Source organism: Pseudomonas laurentiana, from assembly GCF_014648275.1.
Taxonomy (GTDB): domain Bacteria; phylum Pseudomonadota; class Gammaproteobacteria; order Pseudomonadales; family Pseudomonadaceae; genus Aquipseudomonas; species Aquipseudomonas laurentiana.
Genome location: NZ_BMQU01000009.1, coordinates 122744 through 139471 on the forward strand (window position 1 = coordinate 122744; position 16728 = coordinate 139471).

Consider the following 16728-nt stretch of genomic DNA (forward strand, 5'->3'; position numbering starts at 1 on the left):
AAGCAGAGGCTCGCTGCTTCGCTTGGTAGCTGAGTGCCAGGCAGGGATGCCTGGTGAGCGCTGAGGGCCAGGAAGGCCCTTCAGCACGGTCCCGGCGGGAGCACTGCCGGAGTGAGAGGACCCGTAGCGCAGCGGAGGGCCGGATGTCGGGACGAGGGAGGAACTCGCCGCTTATCCGTGAAGGAAAACGGCGCGGTTCTTGACCTTGATGCAGTTGATTGGACGCTTAGCCACGGTGCAGCTTACTCATCAGCTCTGCCTCGGCCTGGGTCAGGCCACAGGACTGGGTCAGTTCGTCGACGCTGGCGCCCATACCAACCAAACGCTCAGCCTGGGCAAAGGACAGGCTGTTGGGATCACGCTGCTCCAACTGCATCAGCTTGTCGGGCAACGGTGCCACTACCGCACGCAACTCATGCAGGGCTTCGCCCATTCGCACGGTGCCGTTCTGGTAATCGTCCAGGCGTTTGGCCAGGTCCTTGATGCGCTGATCACGCAGCGCATCACCCTGGGCCTGTTGCGAGGCCAGTTCACGCTGGCGCTTGCTGTACCCCAGAAACAGCCACAAGCTTACCGCCCAGAGCAGTGCCAGAAAAATGACTGCAACCTCGAAGATCAAATCAGATGTTCTCCAGCTCGGACCATTCTTCCTCGGTCATCATCTTGTCCAACTCAACCAGAATCAGCAGCTCGCCGTTCTTGTTGCATACGCCTTGAATGAACTTGGCCGATTCCTCGTTGCCAACATTCGGCGCGGTTTCAACTTCCGATTGGCGCAGGTAGACCACTTCGGCAACGCTGTCGACCAGAATGCCGACAACTTGCTTGTCCGCTTCGATGATGACGATACGGGTATTGTCGCTGACGTCGGTCGGGGCCAGGCCGAAACGCTGACGCGTATCAATCACGGTGACGACGTTACCGCGCAGGTTGATGATGCCCAGCACATAGCTCGGCGCACCCGGCACAGGCGCAATTTCGGTGTAGCGAAGGACTTCCTGCACCTGCATCACATTGATGCCATAGGACTCGTTGTCCAGGCGGAAGGTCACCCACTGCAGAATCGGATCTTCGGAACCTTGTGCAGATGTCTTTTTCATTCCCCTAACCCTCAAAATCCGCCGTCGGCGGTGTGCTCAGTGTGGCCGCACGTGGTGCGACCCTCATTTTATGGTTGCTTGTGCATCTGCTTGACCGCACCACTGGCAATCAGCTCAGCCAACTCGGCGACATCCAGCAAGGCGCACATATGTTCAATCACGGTTCCGGCCAGCCATGGCCGCTGACCACGTTGGCTGCGCCATTTGATTTCATTGGGGTCCAGGCGCAACGAGCGGCTCACCTGATGCACCGCCAGCCCCCACTCGTAACCCTGTACCGAAATCACGTACTGCAGCCCTTGGCGGAAATCATCGCGGTAGCGGTCAGGCATGACCCAACGGGCAGTGTCCAGGACTTTCAGGTTGCCGGCCTGGCTTGGCAGGATGCCGAGGAACCAGTCAGGCTGGCCAAACAACGGCGTCAGTTCCTGACCGGCCAATGAGTAAATCGAACCCAGGCACACCAGCGGAACGGCCAGTGTCAGCCCGGCGACGTCGAACAGCAGGCACTCAAACGGCTCGGCAGCCCACGCCGGGCGACCATCCGTTGTCAACGGCGGTACAGGTGGGTTGAGTGCAGGCGGTAAATGAATCTCCACCAGCGGCTCAACCGGCACGGGCGTTTCGACCACCGCAGCCGCTGGCGCTGGCGCTGCCGCCACCTCCAGTGGTGGCGCGGTTACAGGCATCACCAAGCGGGTCGGCTCGGCAAATACCGTTGTCGTGACTTCTACCGATACAGACGGCTGACGCTTGGCGTCACGCACCTGCTCTTCAAGCACGGCCGCCTGAAACTCATCCAGTTCCACTGGCGCTTCAACGGGAGGGCGAACCGTTTCAACACGCGGCGGCTCCAACTCTTCGGTCGCTTCCTGCAACAAGCCATCCAGGTAGGATTGCAGGGCCAGTTGTGGCCGGGTGGCGATCAACGCGGGGCGAGTCATCAAGCCACCTGCGCTGCGGCGTTGTGGGTAAGCAACTGCTTGAGCAGCGCCCTGTAAGCGGTTACGCCACGGCTTTTGCCGTCAAATTGCGAAGGCGTCAAACCGGCACGGCTGGCATCACGCAGGCGCGTATCAACCGGGATGTAGCCCTGCCATATGTTTTCCGGGTAACTGTCACGCAGCACCCGCAGCGTGCCCATGGACGCCTGGGTACGCCGATCGAACAAGGTCGGTACGATATGGAACGGCAACGCCTGCTTGCGCGAGCGGTTCACCATCGCCAGGGTGCTGACCATACGTTCGAGCCCCTTGACCGCCAGGTACTCGGTTTGCACCGGAATCACCAGTTGCTGGCTGGCAGCCAAGGCGTTGACCATCAACACGCCGAGTAGCGGCGGGCTGTCGATGATTGCATAGTCGAAATCCTGCCACAGCTGCGCCAGACTCTTGGCGATCACCAGGCCCAGGCCACTTTGCCCGGGGGACTGACGCTCCAGAGTGGCCAGCGCGGTACTCGACGGCAACAACGATATGTTGTCGTGGCTGGTCGGCAGCAGCAGTTGCCCCGGCAAGCCTTCAGGAACGCTGCCTTTGTGCAGGAACAGGTCGAAACTACTGTGTTCCAGGGTATCGGGGTTATGCCCGAAGTAGCTGGTCATCGATCCATGAGGATCGAGGTCGACCACGACCACGCGCTTGCCCGCATCAGCCAGCAAGCCGGCCAAGGCGATGGAAGTGGTGGTCTTGCCGACGCCACCTTTTTGATTGGCTACTGCCCAGACTCTCATTGCGCTGCTTCCTCCCGCTACGGCAACCTGCCCTACCGGGATCGGTTATAAGGTCGGTGACGGGGAATTGACGGGGTTGGCCCCGACCGTCGGTGATACCACTCGCGGTGCAGTTTGTGTGCCAGCTCGCTTCATGGCTGCATCTGGCGTGGCATTGGCGCTGCCTGTGCCGGTCAGGCTGCGGCGTACTTCAAGGTTACGCGAGATCACCAGCACCACCCGACGGTTGCGGGCACGCCCTTCTGCCGACGTGTTGCTGGCAATCGGTTGAAACTCGCCATAGCCCACCGAGGCCATGCGCGCGGGGTTGACGCCTTCCATCGCCAACAGGCGCACGATGCTCGCCGCCCGCGCCGACGACAGCTCCCAGTTGGTCGGGTACTGCGCAGTCCGGATCGGTAAATCGTCAGTGAAGCCCTCGACATGTACCGGGTTGGCAAAAGGTTTGAGAATCCGCGCCACTTTTTCAATGATGTTGAAGGCTGCATCGCTGGGCATGGCATCGCCACTGCCAAACAACAACGAGGAGTTCAATTCGATCTCCACCCACAATTCGTTGCCGCGCACGGTCATCTGATCAGATTTGATCAAGTCACCGAAGGCATCGCGCACATCATTGGAGATGGTCTTGAGGGGATCACTGTTGGCTTGAGCAAGGCCAGCATCGACCTGCTCACTGTCCCTGATCAAAGGTTCGGCGGGCTTGACGCTGAGCGGCTGCTCATCGCCAATCGGGATCGGCCGCATGCTCCGCTCGGGGTCATTGAAGACACCGAGCAGGGCCTGGGAAATTATTTTGTACTTGCCCTCGTTGATCGAGGAAATCGAGTACATGACCACGAAAAAGGCAAACAGCAAGGTGATGAAGTCGGCGTACGACACCAGCCAGCGCTCGTGATTCTCATGTTCTTCGGGGGCGCGACGGCGAGCCATGTGTTACTCCATGAAGCCCTGAAGCTTCAACTCGATCGAGCGCGGGTTTTCACCTTCAGCAATCGACAACAGGCCTTCCAGGAGCATTTCCCGGTACCGCGACTGGCGCAGGGCCAGGGCTTTCAGCTTGTTGGCAATCGGCAGCAGGATCAGGTTGGCACTGGCAACACCATAGATCGTCGCCACAAACGCAACGGCAATACCATTACCCAATTGGGACGGGTCTGCCAGGTTACCCATTACATGGATCAAGCCCATGACCGCACCGATGATACCGATGGTCGGCGCATAGCCGCCCATGCTCTCGAACACCTTTGCAGCCTGAATATCCCGGCTTTCCTGGGTGTAGAAATCCACCTCGAGAATGCTTCGAATCGCTTCCGGTTCCGCACCATCGACCAACAGTTGCAAGCCCTTGCGCGCATATGGATCGGATTCAGCGTCAGCCACGCCTTCCAGCCCCAACAGGCCTTCCTTGCGCGCCGTCAGGCTCCAATTGACGACCCGGTCGATACCACCGGCCAGGTCAACCCGTGGCGGAAACAGGATCCAGATGGCAATTTGCATCGCCCGCTTGAAAGCGCTCATCGGCGACTGCAGCAGCGAAGCCGCCAACGTGCCGCCCAGTACGATCAGGGCTGCAGGGCCGTTGATCAGCGCAGAAAGATGACCGCCTTCCAGGTAGTTGCCACCAATAATGGCGACAAAAGCCAGGATGATCCCGATAAGGCTCAAGACATCCATTAGACACACGCCTCGACCAGGTGCCGGCCAATCTCATCCAGGCCGTACACCGCGTCTGCCAGATTGGCCTTTACGATGGCCATGGGCATGCCATAGATCACGCAACTGGCTTCATCCTGAGCCCAGACCTGGCTACCGCCCTGCTTGAGCAGGCGTGCACCCTCACGGCCATCGGCACCCATGCCGGTCAACACCACGGCCAAGACCTTGTCACCGTAGGACTTCGCAGCAGAGCCGAAGGTGATGTCCACGCACGGCTTGTAGTTCAGACGTTCGTCGCCCGGAAGGATTTTCACCGTACCACGCGCATCGACCATCATCTGTTTGCCGCCTGGGGCCAGCAGCGCCAGACCAGGACGCAACACGTCGCCGTCCTCGGCCTCCTTGACGCTGATCTTGCATAGCTTGTCCAGACGCTCGGCAAATGCCTTGGTGAAGGCCGCTGGCATGTGCTGGATCAATACGATCGGCGCCGGGAAGTTTGCCGGAAGCTGGGTCAGTACGCGTTGCAGGGCAACCGGGCCGCCCGTCGACGTGCCAATGGCCAACAGCTTGTAGGACTTACGCTTGGGCGCAGGCGAGCTGGGTGCAGCCGCCCGTGCGGGCACGGGTGCAGGGCGAGAGAGGCCTGGCGACGCCATACTGCTGACACTGGCCTGCGGGCTCGGCGCTGCAACAGGTGCTGGCGTAGCGAAACTGCTGAAACGGCGGTTGCTGCGGGAAATGGTATGAACCTTCTCACACAGCAGCTGCTTGACCTTTTCCGGGTTGCGCGAAATGTCCTCGAAGTTCTTCGGCAGGTAATCCACCGCACCGGCATCCAGTGCATCGAGGGTAACGCGAGCGCCTTCGTGGGTCAGCGAAGAAAACATCAATACCGGCGTCGGGCAACGCTGCATGATGTGCCGAACGGCGGTGATGCCATCCATCATGGGCATTTCATAGTCCATGGTGATGACATCGGGCTTGAGCGACAGGGCTTGGTCGATCGCTTCCTTGCCGTTGGTCGCGGTGCCCACGACCTGGATAGTCGGGTCCGCTGAAAGAATTTCCGAGACACGGCGGCGGAAGAAACCGGAATCATCCACCACCAGGACCTTGACTGCCATAAACACTCCATTACGGGGCGCGGTCGAAAGACCGCGCCACCGGGATCAAATACGCCGGGCAGCGTAACGCTTGAGCATGCTCGGAACGTCGAGGATCAGCGCAATGCGCCCGTCACCGGTAATGGTGGCGCCCGACATCCCTGGGGTGCCTTGCAGCATCTTGCCCAGCGGCTTGATGACTACCTCTTCCTGGCCGACCAGTTGATCGACGACGAAGCCGATCCGCTGAGTGCCCACCGAGAGAATCACCACATGGCCTTCATGCTGCTCTTCATGAGCGGCAGAGCTGACCAACCAGCGCTTGAGATAAAACAGTGGCAACGCCTTATCACGTACGATCACCACTTCCTGACCATCCACCACGTTGGTACGCGACAGATCGAGGTGGAAAATTTCGTTGACGTTGACCAGCGGGAAGGCGAACGCCTGGTTGCCAAGCATGACCATCAGCGTTGGCATGATCGCCAGGGTCAACGGCACCTTGATGACGATCTTCGAACCCTGCCCCTTGGCCGAGTAGATGTTGATCGAGCCATTGAGCTGGGAGATCTTGGTTTTCACCACGTCCATGCCGACACCTCGGCCGGACACATCGGAAATCTCGGTCTTGGTGGAAAAGCCCGGGGCGAAGATCAGGTTGTAGCAGTCCGATTCGCTCAGGCGATCCGCTGCATCCTTGTCCATCAGGCCCTTTTCCACAGCCTTGGCGCGCAGCACGTTGGGGTCCATGCCTTTGCCGTCGTCGGAGATCGACAACAGGATGTGATCGCCCTCCTGCTCAGCCGAAAGCACGACCTTGCCGCCACGGGACTTGCCAGAGGCTTCGCGCTCTTCCGGCGTTTCGACACCATGGTCGACGGCGTTGCGCACCAAGTGGACCAACGGGTCGGCCAGCGCCTCGACGAGGTTTTTGTCCAGGTCGGTCTCTTCGCCCACCAGCTCCAGGTTGATTTCTTTCTTCAACTGGCGTGCCAGGTCACGAACCAGGCGCGGGAAGCGCCCGAAGACCTTCTTGATCGGCTGCATACGGGTCTTCATGACCGCGGTCTGCAGATCAGCGGTGACCACGTCGAGGTTCGAAACGGCCTTGGACATGGCCTCATCGCCACTGTTCAGGCCCAGACGCACCAAGCGGTTACGCACCAGCACCAACTCGCCGACCATGTTCATGATCTCATCGAGGCGGGCGGTATCGACCCGCACCGTCGTTTCGGCTTCACTGGCAGCATGCTTGTCGGCTGATGCGGGTGCAGCCTGACGAGCAGGCGCTGGTGCAGCTGCTGCAGCAGGCTTGGCAACAGGAGCAGGTGCCGCCGCAGGAGCAGGCGCCGGCTTGGCTGCCGGTTTGGCAACGGTGGCCTGCGCTGCCGAAGCGGATGCAGCAGCGCCCTCGGCAAACTTGCCTTTGCCATGAATCTGATCGAGCAACGCCTCAAACTCGTGCTCGGAAATATGATCGCCCGGGGCTTCAGCCCCCGCAGACTCCACTGCGGCTGCCGGCAGGGCATCCACGGCAAAGGTGCCCTTGCCATGAAGCTGGTCCAGCAGCGCTTCAAACTCGTCGTCCGTGATTTCGTTCCCGGCTTCAGCGCCAGCCTCGGCAACCGCTTCCGACGCAGGGGTAGCTGCCGTGGCAAGACTGCCGGCGGCAAACTGACCTTTACCATGCAGTTGGTCCAGCAACGACTCGAACTCATCATCGGTGATCTCATCACCGGCCGGCGCGACAGGAGCAACGGGCGCTTCGGCCTCAGCCTTGACGGCATTGAGCGAGTCGAGCAGCTGTTCGAATTCCGTATCGGTAATATCGCCGGACTCCGCCGCTGCGGGCGCTTCGGCAACCGGCTCTGGCTCGGACTCAACGACAGGCTCAGGCACTGCGGCCGGCTGGGCCGAAGCCGGTTCGGCCAGGCGTGCCAGTGCAGCCAGAAGCTCTGGTGTGGCGGGCGTAACATCGCTGCGCTCACGCACTTGGCCGAACATGCTGTTGACCGTGTCCAGGGCTTCCAGAACGACGTCCATCAGCTCGGAGTCAACGCGACGCTCACCCTTGCGCAGAATGTCGAACACGTTCTCGGCAATATGGCAGCACTCCACCAGCTCATTGAGCTGGAGGAAGCCGGCGCCCCCTTTTACAGTGTGAAAGCCGCGAAAGATTGCATTGAGCAGGTCCGAATCATCAGGTCGGCTTTCCAGCTCGACCAATTGCTCGGACAGTTGCTCAAGAATTTCGCCGGCTTCTACCAGGAAATCCTGGAGGATTTCTTCATCGGCGCCGAAGCTCATTAAACGTGCTCCCTAAAAACCCAGGCTGGACAACAGATCGTCGACATCGTCCTGACCGGACACGACGTCTTCACGCTTATCGGCATGAATCTGCGGACCTTCACCCCGAGTCGGATGTTTTTCTTGATCTTTTTCAGCACGTAGCTGCTGGTGGTCATGTTCAATACCGGCAAAACGGTCGACTTGACTGGCCATCAATACGAGCTTGAGCAGATTGCTTTCTACTTCGGTAACCAGTTGCGTGACGCGCTTGATCACCTGGCCGGTCAGGTCTTGGTAGTCCTGAGCCAACACAATGTCATTGAGGTGGCCTGCCACTTCCCGGGTGCCTGCCTCGCTGCGCGTCAGAAAACTGTCAACGCGACGCGCCAGCTCACGAAACTCTGGCGCAGCCACTTCTCGACGCATGAAACGCTGCCAGTCGGCACTCAAGGTACTTGCCTCGGCGCTCAATGCTTGAAGCACCGGTGTACTTTGCTCGACCAGGTCCATGGTCCGGTTAGCCGCGCCCTCGGTGAGCTTGACCACATAGGACAAGCGCTCGGTGGCATCGGTGATCTGCGAAACTTCCTCAGCCTGCGGCATCTGCGGGTCAATATGAAAACTGACGATCGCACTGTGCAATTCGCGGGTGAGCTTGCCGACTTCCTGATACAGGCCACGATCACGGGTCTGGTTCAGCTGATGGATCAGTTGTACCGCGTCGCCGAATTGACCTCGTTCAAGGCTCTCGACAAGCTCGTTGGCATGTTTCTTCAGTGTCGACTCGAAGTCGCCCAACGACGATTGTTTGTGCTCCATAGCGCCCCCGTGGTGTACCTCAGCTATTGACGCGCTCGAAGATCTTCTCGATCTTTTCTTTCAGCACCTGAGCCGTGAATGGTTTTACCACGTAACCGTTAACGCCAGCCTGAGCTGCCTCAATGATCTGATCACGCTTGGCCTCTGCGGTTACCATCAGCACCGGCAGGTGCTTCAGGCGCTCGTCAGCGCGAACCGTACGCAGCAGGTCGATACCGGACATGCCTGGCATGTTCCAGTCCGTCACCAGGAAATCAAAGTTGCCGCTGTGCAGCATTGGCAGTGCAGTGATGCCGTCGTCCGCTTCCTGGGTATTGGTGAAACCCAGGTCACGCAACAGGTTCTTGATGATCCGCCGCATCGTCGAAAAATCGTCAACGATGAGGATTTTCATGTTCTTGTCCAATTAGACCTCCAAGCAGTCTTTAACGCGCTCAGCGCTGAACGCGCACTCAATCAAATCCGGCACAACATTTTCACGACTGCATGAAACCCAGCAATCAACGCGCGCGCCATTCTCCCAGTCGCCCACGCAAGCGTGCAGCACACTGGCTGTGCAACTGGCTGACCCGCGACTCACTGACCCCAAGCACCTCGCCGATTTCCTTGAGGTTCAGCTCTTCGTCGTAATACAACGCCAACACCAGACGCTCGCGCTCAGGCAGGTTGGCAATGGCATCTGCCAACGCCGCCTGAAAGCGCTCGTCCTCCAGATCGCGCGAAGGCTCGATCTGGGCACTGGCGCCGTCCTCGTGCAGCCCTTCATGCTCGCCGTCCTGCAACAGGTCGTCGAAGCTGAACAGGCGACTGCCCAAGGTGTCATTCAAAATCCCGTAATAATCATCGAGACTCAATTGAAGTTCGGCAGCAACCTCATGATCTTTAGCGTCACGACCTGTTTTTGCTTCAACAGCGCGAATTGCGTCACTGACCATGCGGGTATTGCGATGAACCGAGCGCGGCGCCCAATCGCCCTTGCGCACTTCGTCGAGCATCGCACCACGGATGCGAATGCCGGCGTAGGTCTCGAAACTGGCGCCTTTGCTGGCGTCGTATTTATTGGCCACCTCAAGCAAACCGATCATGCCGGCCTGGATCAGGTCTTCGACCTGAACACTGGCCGGCAAGCGCGCCAACAGGTGGTAGGCAATGCGCTTGACCAACGGCGCATAGCGTTCGACCAACTCATACTGCGCGTCGCGCGAGGCCTTGCTGTACATCCGAAAACCGCTCGCACTCATAGCGCTGGCCCTACGCTGGTCGGCTGCACCAGACGCTCGACGAAAAATTCCAGATGGCCGCGCGGGTTGGCCGGCAACGGCCAGCTATCAACCTTCTGAGCGATGGCCTTGAACGCCAGCGCGCACTTGGAACGCGGGAAGGCTTCATAGACCGCTCGCTGCTTCTGCACGGCTTTGCGTACGCATTCGTCATAGGGCACCGCACCGACGTATTGTAGGGCGACATCTAGGAAGCGATCCGTGACCTTGGTCAACTTAGCGAACAGGTTGCGACCTTCCTGAGGGCTTTGTGCCATGTTCGCGAGCACGCGGAAGCGGTTCATGCCGTAATCGCGGTTAAGCAGCTTGATCAGCGCATAGGCGTCGGTAATCGAGGTCGGCTCGTCACAGACCACCAGCAATACTTCCTGGGCTGCGCGAACGAAGCTGACGACCGATTCACCAATACCCGCAGCGGTATCAATTACCAGCACATCGAGGTTATCGCCGATATCGCTGAACGCCTGAATCAGGCCTGCATGCTGTGCGGGCGCCAGATGAACCATGCTTTGCGTACCCGACGCTGCGGGCACGATGCGCACGCCACCCGGCCCCTGCAGCAACACATCGCGCAGTTCGCAGTGTCCTTCGATGACGTCGGCCAGGGTTCGCTTTGGCGTAAGGCCCAGCAACACGTCGACGTTAGCCAGGCCCAGGTCGGCGTCCAGCAGCATGACGCGACGGCCGAGCTCAGCCAACGCCAGTGACAGGTTCACTGACACGTTAGTCTTGCCAACGCCACCTTTACCGCCGGTCACGGCGATCACCTGTACGGGATGCATGCTACCCATGTTTGTTCTTTACCTTGCCTTGCTTAGACCGAGGCCACATGACTGGCTGCGCTTTCAAACACCTGAAAAATGCCTGGCAGACCATTGATGTAGATTCTTTGCAACGTCTTCACCTGCCCCTCAACCAACACGCTTGGGGCCGTGATAGAGATCAGCGAACATATCGGCCATGGCCTCCTCGCTGGGCTCGTCCTGCATTTGCACACTGACCGCGCGGCTGACCAACTGATGGCGGCGCGGCAGGTGCAAGTCATCCGGAATGCGCGGCCCATCCGTCAGATAGGCCACCGGCAATTCATGACTGATCGCCAGGCTCAGCACTTCTCCGAGGCTGGCGGTTTCATCGAGTTTGGTCAGGATGCAACCGGCCAGGCCACAGCGTTTGTAGCTGTGATAGGCCGCAGTCAGCACCTGCTTCTGGCTGGTTGTCGCCAACACCAGATAGTTCTTCGCCTGGATACCGCGACCAGCCAGCGTCTCCAGTTGCATGCGCAGGGCCGGATCACTGGCCTGCAAACCTGCAGTATCGATCAGCACCACACGCTTGCGCAGCAACGGCTCCAACGCTTGCCCCAATGACTGCCCCGGATCGACATGAGTGACCGAGACATTGAGGATACGCCCGAGCGTTTTCAGTTGTTCCTGAGCACCGATGCGGAAACTGTCCATGCTCACCAGCGCCAGGTTCTGCGCACCGTACTTGAGCACATAACGGGCCGCCAGCTTCGCAAGGGTCGTGGTCTTGCCCATGCCGGCCGGGCCGACCATGGCGATCACCCCACCCTCTTCGATCGGGTCGACTTCCGGCACATTGATCATCCGTGCCAGGTGAGCCAGCAACATCCGCCAGGCATGGCGCGGTTCTTCAATCTCGGCGGTCAGGTCAAGCAGCTCGCGGGACAACGGCCCCGACAAGCCAATACGCTGCAGGCGGCGCCAAAGGCTCGCTTGCTGCGGCTTGCTGCCCTGCAGTTGAGTCCAGGCCAGCGAGCCCAGCTGCACTTCCAGCAATTCACGCAAACCCGACAGCTCGGAACGCATCGAATCGAACAGGCGCTGATCGACCGCAGGTGCAGGTGCAACCTGGGGACGCGCCGGCTCGTCGACGTGCGGCTCGATCAGCGGCTCCGATGCCGTCAGCGGCAAGCCGGCAAACAACTGGCGATTGGCGGTCTCGTCACCGTCGACACGGCTGCTCAATTCAGCTTGGGCAGTGACAATGCGCGACTGTGTCTTGCGCAATTCGTCTTCGAGTTCGACATTGGGCACCCGTGGGGCCAAGGCGGACAGCTTGTAGTCCAGCGCAGCCGTCAGCTCGACACCGCCAGCAATCCGTCGGTTGCCGATGATGGCGGCCTCAGCCCCCAGCTCATCACGAACCAACTTCATGGCCTGACGCATATCGGCTGCGAAAAAACGCTTAACTTGCATAACCCACTACCTCAGCCGTTGGGGCCTACTGTGGCAACGATGGTAACTTGCTTGTTGTCAGGTATTTCCTGATACGCCAAAACATGCAAATTCGGTACTGCCAGGCGACCAAAACGCGACAGCATCGCCCGTATCGGCCCTGCGACCAACAAGATCGCCGGTTGCCCTTGCATTTCCTGACGCTGGGCAGCCTCGATCAACGAACGCTGAAGCTTTTCGGCCATGCTTGGCTCAAGAAGAACGCCCTCTTCTTGACCTTGCCCGGCCCTTTGCAAACTATTGAGCAAAATCTGTTCCAACCTTGGCTCAAGGGTGATCACAGGCAGCTCAGACTCAGTACCGACAATGCTTTGCACGATGGCGCGACACAATCCGACGCGCACCGCAGCCACCAAAGCGGCGGTATCTTGACTCTTGCCGGCATTGTTCGCGATGGCCTCGGCAATGCTGCGGATATCACGCACCGGCACCTGCTCGGACAACAGCGCCTGCAACACCTTGAGCAGCCCCGACAACGACATGATGCCCGGCACCAGCTCCTCGGCCAGTTTCGGCGAGCCCTTGGCCAACACCTGCAGCAACTGCTGAACCTCTTCGTGGCCGATCAGCTCATGGCAATGCTTGTGCAGGATCTGATTCAAGTGCGTAGCGACCACGGTACTGGCGTCGACCACGGTGTAACCCAGCGACTGGGCCTGACTGCGCTGCCCCACATCGATCCACACGGCCTCCAGCCCGAAGGCCGGGTCCTTGGCTGCAATGCCGTTGAGCGTACCGAAGACCTGCCCAGGGTTGATCGCCAGCTCACGATCAGGATAGATCTCCGCCTCGGCCAGGATAACGCCCATGAGCGTCAAACGATAAACACTCGGCGCGAGGTCCAGGTTGTCGCGGATATGCACCGTGGGCATCAGAAAACCCAGGTCCTGGGAGAGCTTTTTGCGCACCCCCTTGATCCGCGCCAACAGCTGGCCACCCTGGTTGCGATCGACCAAGGGAATCAGGCGATAGCCCACTTCCAGGCCAATCATGTCAATCGGCGTGACGTCATCCCAACCCAGCTCCTTGGTTTCCATCGCGCGCTGCGGAGACGGCAGCAGGTCTTGCTGCAACTGAGCCATTTCCTGTGCCTTGAGCTTGGCCTGATTCTGCTTGCGCCACACCATGTAGGCGGCACCGCCGGCCAGCGCCGCCAAGCCGATAAAGGCAATGTGCGGCATGCCCGGCACCAGGCCCATCACCAGCATGATCCCGGCTGAAACAGCCAAGGCCTTCGGCGACTCGAACATCTGCCGGTTGATCTGCTTGCCCATGTCCTCGGAGCCCGAGGCGCGAGTCACCATGATCGCCGCAGCAGTGGACAACAGCAGCGACGGCAATTGCGCCACCAAACCGTCACCAATGGTCAACAACGCATACACCTTGCCCGCATCGGCGAAGGTCATGTTGTGCTGGAACATACCGACGGCCATGCCGCCGATCAGGTTGATGAACAGAATCAGCAGGCCGGCGATGGCGTCACCGCGCACAAACTTGCTGGCACCGTCCATGGAACCGTAGAACTCGGCTTCCTGAGCCACCTCGGAGCGACGCGCCTTGGCCTGCCCCTGATCGATCAGGCCGGCATTGAGGTCGGCGTCGATTGCCATTTGCTTACCGGGCATCGCATCGAGGGTAAACCGCGCACTCACTTCGGAGATACGCCCGGCACCCTTGGTAACCACGACGAAGTTGATGATCATCAGGATGGCGAAGACCACGATACCGACCACGTAGTTACCGCCGATCACCACCTCACCAAAGGCCTGAATCACCTTACCGGCGGCAGCATGACCATCATGGCCATGGAGCATGACCACCCGCGTCGACGCCACGTTCAACGCCAGGCGCAACAGTGTCGCCACCAGCAAAATGGTCGGGAAAACAGCAAAATCCAGTGGCCGCAACGCGTAGACACAGACCAGCAGAACCACAATCGACAGGGCGATGTTGAACGTGAAGAACACGTCGAGCAGAAACGGCGGGATCGGCAACATCATCATTGCCAGCAACACCAGCAGCAACAGCGGCACACCCAGGTTTCCACGGCCAAGGCCGACCAGGTTGCTACGGGCGCTGTTGATTAACTGAGTGCGATCCACCGGTATTCCTCTCAAGCAAACTTTTGACGCCACGAAGACGCGTGGCGCTGCCTCTGCAAGAAGCCTTCCAACTTTGCGTCTGTTGAGCAACAAGAGGTTTTTAGGGGGGACCTGGAAGCATGCCGCGCGATCATCGCCGGCAAGCCTGCTCGCCGCAGGATTGCATCACACCAGGGAAGGATCAGGAGTCCCGACGCAAATCCGGCGGAATCGGTACATCCTTGAGGGGCTCCGGCGCCTTGCCCTTGCCCGCACGGTACTGACGAACCTGGAAGACATAGGCCAACACCTGCGCCACGGCCAGGTACAGGCCTGCCGGAATCTCTTCTTCCAGCTCGGTGGAGTAGTAGATCGATCGCGCCAACGCCGCCGACTCAAGAATCTGGATCTTGTGTTCGCCTGCAATTTCACGAATCTTCAGTGCGATGAAGTCAGTGCCCTTGGCCAGCAACAATGGAGCCCCACCCTTCTCAGGGTCGTACTTGAGTGCCACCGCATAGTGTGTCGGGTTGGTGATGACCACATCGGCCTCGGGAATGGCCGCCATCATTCGGCGCTGCGACATCTCGCGCTGAGTCTGACGAATACGCTGCTTGACCTCTGGACGGCCTTCACTGTCCTTGTACTCGTCACGCACTTCCTGCTTGGTCATCAACAGCTTCTTGTGCGCCTGCCAAAGTTGCAGCGGCGCATCCACAGCAGCGATCAACAGTAGACCCGCCGCCATCCACAAGGCACTCCAGCCCACCACCTGGACACTATGGATGACCGCCTGTTCGAGCGGTTCATGCGCAATGGCAAGCAGGTCGTCGCGATCTGAAGACAGCACCGCCAAGGCCACCATCAAGATCACAAAAAACTTCGCCAACGCCTTGAGCAACTCGGTCAGCGCGTGCATGGAAAACATGCGCTTGATCCCGGACATCGGGTTCATTCGGCTGAACTTGGGGGCCAGGCTACTGCCGGCGAACAGAAAGCCCCCCAGGGAGATTGGCCCGATGATCGCCGCCAGCAGCAGCACCAGCAACACCGGCTGAGTGGCGAGCATGGCCATCTTGCCCGAGGCCAGCAGGAAGATCCCCATGGAGCGCTCGTCGATCAGCACTTCACGCGACAAGGTGAAATTGATCCGCATCAGCTCCATCAGCGTTTGCGCCAAGGCACCGCCGAAGACCAACAACCCACCCGCACCGGCCAGGGTCACCGCGACCGTATTGAGTTCTTTGGAGCGCGCAATCTCGCCCTTTTCACGGGCGTCCTTCTTGCGCTTGTCGGTGGGGTCTTCTGTTTTGTCCTGACCGCTCTCGCTCTCTGCCATGCTCAGCGCGCCCTCGCCAGTTCACGCAGCCATTGCAGGGCCTCGGAGGCCAATGACTGGTAATGGGACAAAATGTCAGCCAGACCCACCCAGAAAATCCCAAGCCCCAACACCAGGGTCAAGGGAAAGCCGATGGAGAAAATATTCAGCTGCGGCGCGGCGCGGGTCATCACGCCAAAGGCGATGTTGACCACCAGCAACGCAGTGATCGCGGGCAATACCAGAAGCAGCGCAGCCCCCAGCACCCAGCCCAAGCGCCCTGCCATGTCCCAGAAATGATTGACGAGCAGGCCACTACCGATCGGCAACGTAGTGAAACTCTCGGTGAGAACCTCAAACACCACCAGATGGCCGTTCATCGACAGAAACAAGAGCGTCACCAGCATCGTCAGGAACTGGCTGACCACCGCGACGTTAACACCGTTGGCCGGGTCGACCATGGAGGCGAACGCCATACCCATCTGGATGGCGACAATTTGCCCGGCAATCACAAAGGCCTGGAAGAACAACTGCAGCGCCATGCCGAACAAGGCGCCGATGATCACCTGCTCGGCAATCAGCAGCAACCCGCTCAGGCTCAACGGATTGACCTCAGGCAGGGGCGGCAAGCCAGGCACGATAACCACCGTAATGGCCACCGCGAAATACAGACGGATGCGCGCGGGCAACAAGGTGGTACCGAAAATCGGCATGGTCATCAGCACGGCAGCCACACGAAACAGCGGCAGGATGAACGAGGCCACCCACGTGCTGATCTGCGCATCGGTCAACTCAAGCATGCCGCACTCAACCGATCAGCTGCGGGATACTGCTGTACAGCGACACGATGTACTCCATGAACGTGCGAACCAGCCACGGCCCCACTACGATCAGGGTCACCAGCATCACCAACAGCCGCGGCAAGAAGCTCAAGGTCTGCTCGTTGATCTGGGTAGCCGCCTGAAACATCGCGACCACCAGGCCGACCAGCAGGCTCGGCACAACCAGCACGGCCACCATCATCGTGGTCAGCCACAGCGCATCGCGAAACAGGTCGACAGCGACTTCCGGGGTCATGCGCGA

General features: G+C 59.7%; 17 protein-coding genes. All 17 read right to left on the reverse strand.

The features are described from left to right. Window positions 1-226: 226 nt before the first annotated feature. The gene (locus tag IE038_RS11500) at window positions 227-619 is read right to left on the reverse strand and encodes a DUF2802 domain-containing protein (protein ID WP_065760016.1); all 393 of its coding nucleotides are present in this window, start codon (window positions 617-619) and stop codon (window positions 227-229) included. Between the two features lies 1 nt (window position 620). Next, a complete protein-coding gene (locus IE038_RS11505) occupies window positions 621-1100 on the reverse strand; it encodes a chemotaxis protein CheW (protein ID WP_065760015.1) in 480 nt (159 codons plus the stop codon). 68 nt (window positions 1101-1168) lie between these two features. Continuing rightward, window positions 1169-2044 carry a CheW domain-containing protein gene (locus IE038_RS11510; RefSeq protein WP_189395651.1) on the reverse strand — a complete coding sequence of 292 codons (876 nt, stop codon included), beginning with the start codon at window positions 2042-2044 and terminating at the stop codon, window positions 1169-1171. Next, the gene (locus IE038_RS11515) at window positions 2044-2832 is read right to left on the reverse strand and encodes a ParA family protein (RefSeq protein ID WP_163933611.1); all 789 of its coding nucleotides are present in this window, start codon (window positions 2830-2832) and stop codon (window positions 2044-2046) included. The genes IE038_RS11510 and IE038_RS11515 overlap by 1 nt, the downstream gene beginning before the upstream one ends. Window positions 2833-2877: 45 nt before the next feature. Further along, on the reverse strand, window positions 2878-3765 hold the full coding sequence (gene motD, locus IE038_RS11520; RefSeq protein WP_163933614.1) for a flagellar motor protein MotD: 888 nt from the start codon (window positions 3763-3765) through the stop codon (window positions 2878-2880). A gap of 3 nt (window positions 3766-3768) precedes the next feature. Continuing rightward, complete coding sequence (locus IE038_RS11525) at window positions 3769-4509, reverse strand: flagellar motor protein (RefSeq protein ID WP_163933617.1); 741 nt, start codon at window positions 4507-4509, stop codon at window positions 3769-3771. Continuing rightward, window positions 4509-5618: a protein-glutamate methylesterase/protein-glutamine glutaminase gene (locus IE038_RS11530; RefSeq protein ID WP_163933621.1), complete on the reverse strand. Its 1110-nt coding sequence runs from the start codon at window positions 5616-5618 to the stop codon at window positions 4509-4511. Before IE038_RS11530 ends, IE038_RS11525 begins: the two co-directional genes overlap by 1 nt. Window positions 5619-5663: 45 nt before the next feature. After that, on the reverse strand, window positions 5664-7904 hold the full coding sequence (locus tag IE038_RS11535; protein WP_189395652.1) for a chemotaxis protein CheA: 2241 nt from the start codon (window positions 7902-7904) through the stop codon (window positions 5664-5666). A 12-nt stretch (window positions 7905-7916) separates the two neighbouring features. Beyond that, window positions 7917-8705, reverse strand: coding sequence for a protein phosphatase CheZ (locus tag IE038_RS11540; RefSeq protein ID WP_163933624.1), 789 nt, complete (start codon window positions 8703-8705; stop codon window positions 7917-7919). A 19-nt stretch (window positions 8706-8724) separates the two neighbouring features. Continuing rightward, complete coding sequence (locus IE038_RS11545) at window positions 8725-9099, reverse strand: chemotaxis response regulator CheY (RefSeq protein WP_189395653.1); 375 nt, start codon at window positions 9097-9099, stop codon at window positions 8725-8727. Between the two features lie 106 nt (window positions 9100-9205). Beyond that, window positions 9206-9946, reverse strand: a complete 741-nt coding sequence (gene fliA, locus IE038_RS11550; RefSeq protein WP_163933630.1) for an RNA polymerase sigma factor FliA — start codon at window positions 9944-9946, stop codon at window positions 9206-9208. After that, the gene (fleN, locus tag IE038_RS11555; protein ID WP_163933633.1) at window positions 9943-10776 is read right to left on the reverse strand and encodes a flagellar synthesis regulator FleN; all 834 of its coding nucleotides are present in this window, start codon (window positions 10774-10776) and stop codon (window positions 9943-9945) included. Before fleN ends, fliA begins: the two co-directional genes overlap by 4 nt. Before the next feature lie 120 nt (window positions 10777-10896). Continuing rightward, a complete protein-coding gene (gene flhF, locus IE038_RS11560; RefSeq protein WP_163933636.1) occupies window positions 10897-12207 on the reverse strand; it encodes a flagellar biosynthesis GTPase FlhF in 1311 nt (436 codons plus the stop codon). A gap of 11 nt (window positions 12208-12218) precedes the next feature. Further along, the gene (gene flhA / locus IE038_RS11565) at window positions 12219-14348 is read right to left on the reverse strand and encodes a flagellar biosynthesis protein FlhA (protein WP_163933639.1); all 2130 of its coding nucleotides are present in this window, start codon (window positions 14346-14348) and stop codon (window positions 12219-12221) included. A gap of 181 nt (window positions 14349-14529) precedes the next feature. Continuing rightward, complete coding sequence (flhB, locus tag IE038_RS11570; protein ID WP_163933641.1) at window positions 14530-15666, reverse strand: flagellar biosynthesis protein FlhB; 1137 nt, start codon at window positions 15664-15666, stop codon at window positions 14530-14532. Between the two features lie 2 nt (window positions 15667-15668). Beyond that, window positions 15669-16445 (reverse strand): flagellar biosynthetic protein FliR, encoded by a 777-nt coding sequence (fliR, locus tag IE038_RS11575; protein ID WP_065760001.1) that lies wholly within the window; start codon window positions 16443-16445, stop codon window positions 15669-15671. Between the two features lie 7 nt (window positions 16446-16452). Continuing rightward, the gene (gene fliQ, locus IE038_RS11580) at window positions 16453-16722 is read right to left on the reverse strand and encodes a flagellar biosynthesis protein FliQ (protein WP_163933644.1); all 270 of its coding nucleotides are present in this window, start codon (window positions 16720-16722) and stop codon (window positions 16453-16455) included. Window positions 16723-16728 lie beyond the last annotated feature (6 nt).

Coding starts and splice junctions, on each gene's coding strand:
- flhB (WP_163933641.1), bottom strand. CDS start 15,666: ATGGCAGAGAGCGAGAGCGGTCAGGACAAAACAGAAGACCCCACCGAC.
- IE038_RS11505 (WP_065760015.1), bottom strand. CDS start 1,100: ATGAAAAAGACATCTGCACAAGGTTCCGAAGATCCGATTCTGCAGTGG.
- IE038_RS11525 (WP_163933617.1), bottom strand. CDS start 4,509: ATGGATGTCTTGAGCCTTATCGGGATCATCCTGGCTTTTGTCGCCATT.
- IE038_RS11515 (WP_163933611.1), bottom strand. CDS start 2,832: ATGAGAGTCTGGGCAGTAGCCAATCAAAAAGGTGGCGTCGGCAAGACC.
- fliA (WP_163933630.1), bottom strand. CDS start 9,946: ATGAGTGCGAGCGGTTTTCGGATGTACAGCAAGGCCTCGCGCGACGCG.
- motD (WP_163933614.1), bottom strand. CDS start 3,765: ATGGCTCGCCGTCGCGCCCCCGAAGAACATGAGAATCACGAGCGCTGG.
- IE038_RS11535 (WP_189395652.1), bottom strand. CDS start 7,904: ATGAGCTTCGGCGCCGATGAAGAAATCCTCCAGGATTTCCTGGTAGAA.
- IE038_RS11530 (WP_163933621.1), bottom strand. CDS start 5,618: ATGGCAGTCAAGGTCCTGGTGGTGGATGATTCCGGTTTCTTCCGCCGC.
- fliR (WP_065760001.1), bottom strand. CDS start 16,445: ATGCTTGAGTTGACCGATGCGCAGATCAGCACGTGGGTGGCCTCGTTC.
- fliQ (WP_163933644.1), bottom strand. CDS start 16,722: ATGACCCCGGAAGTCGCTGTCGACCTGTTTCGCGATGCGCTGTGGCTG.
- IE038_RS11510 (WP_189395651.1), bottom strand. CDS start 2,044: ATGACTCGCCCCGCGTTGATCGCCACCCGGCCACAACTGGCCCTGCAA.
- IE038_RS11545 (WP_189395653.1), bottom strand. CDS start 9,099: ATGAAAATCCTCATCGTTGACGATTTTTCGACGATGCGGCGGATCATC.
- fleN (WP_163933633.1), bottom strand. CDS start 10,776: ATGGGTAGCATGCATCCCGTACAGGTGATCGCCGTGACCGGCGGTAAA.
- IE038_RS11540 (WP_163933624.1), bottom strand. CDS start 8,705: ATGGAGCACAAACAATCGTCGTTGGGCGACTTCGAGTCGACACTGAAG.
- flhF (WP_163933636.1), bottom strand. CDS start 12,207: ATGCAAGTTAAGCGTTTTTTCGCAGCCGATATGCGTCAGGCCATGAAG.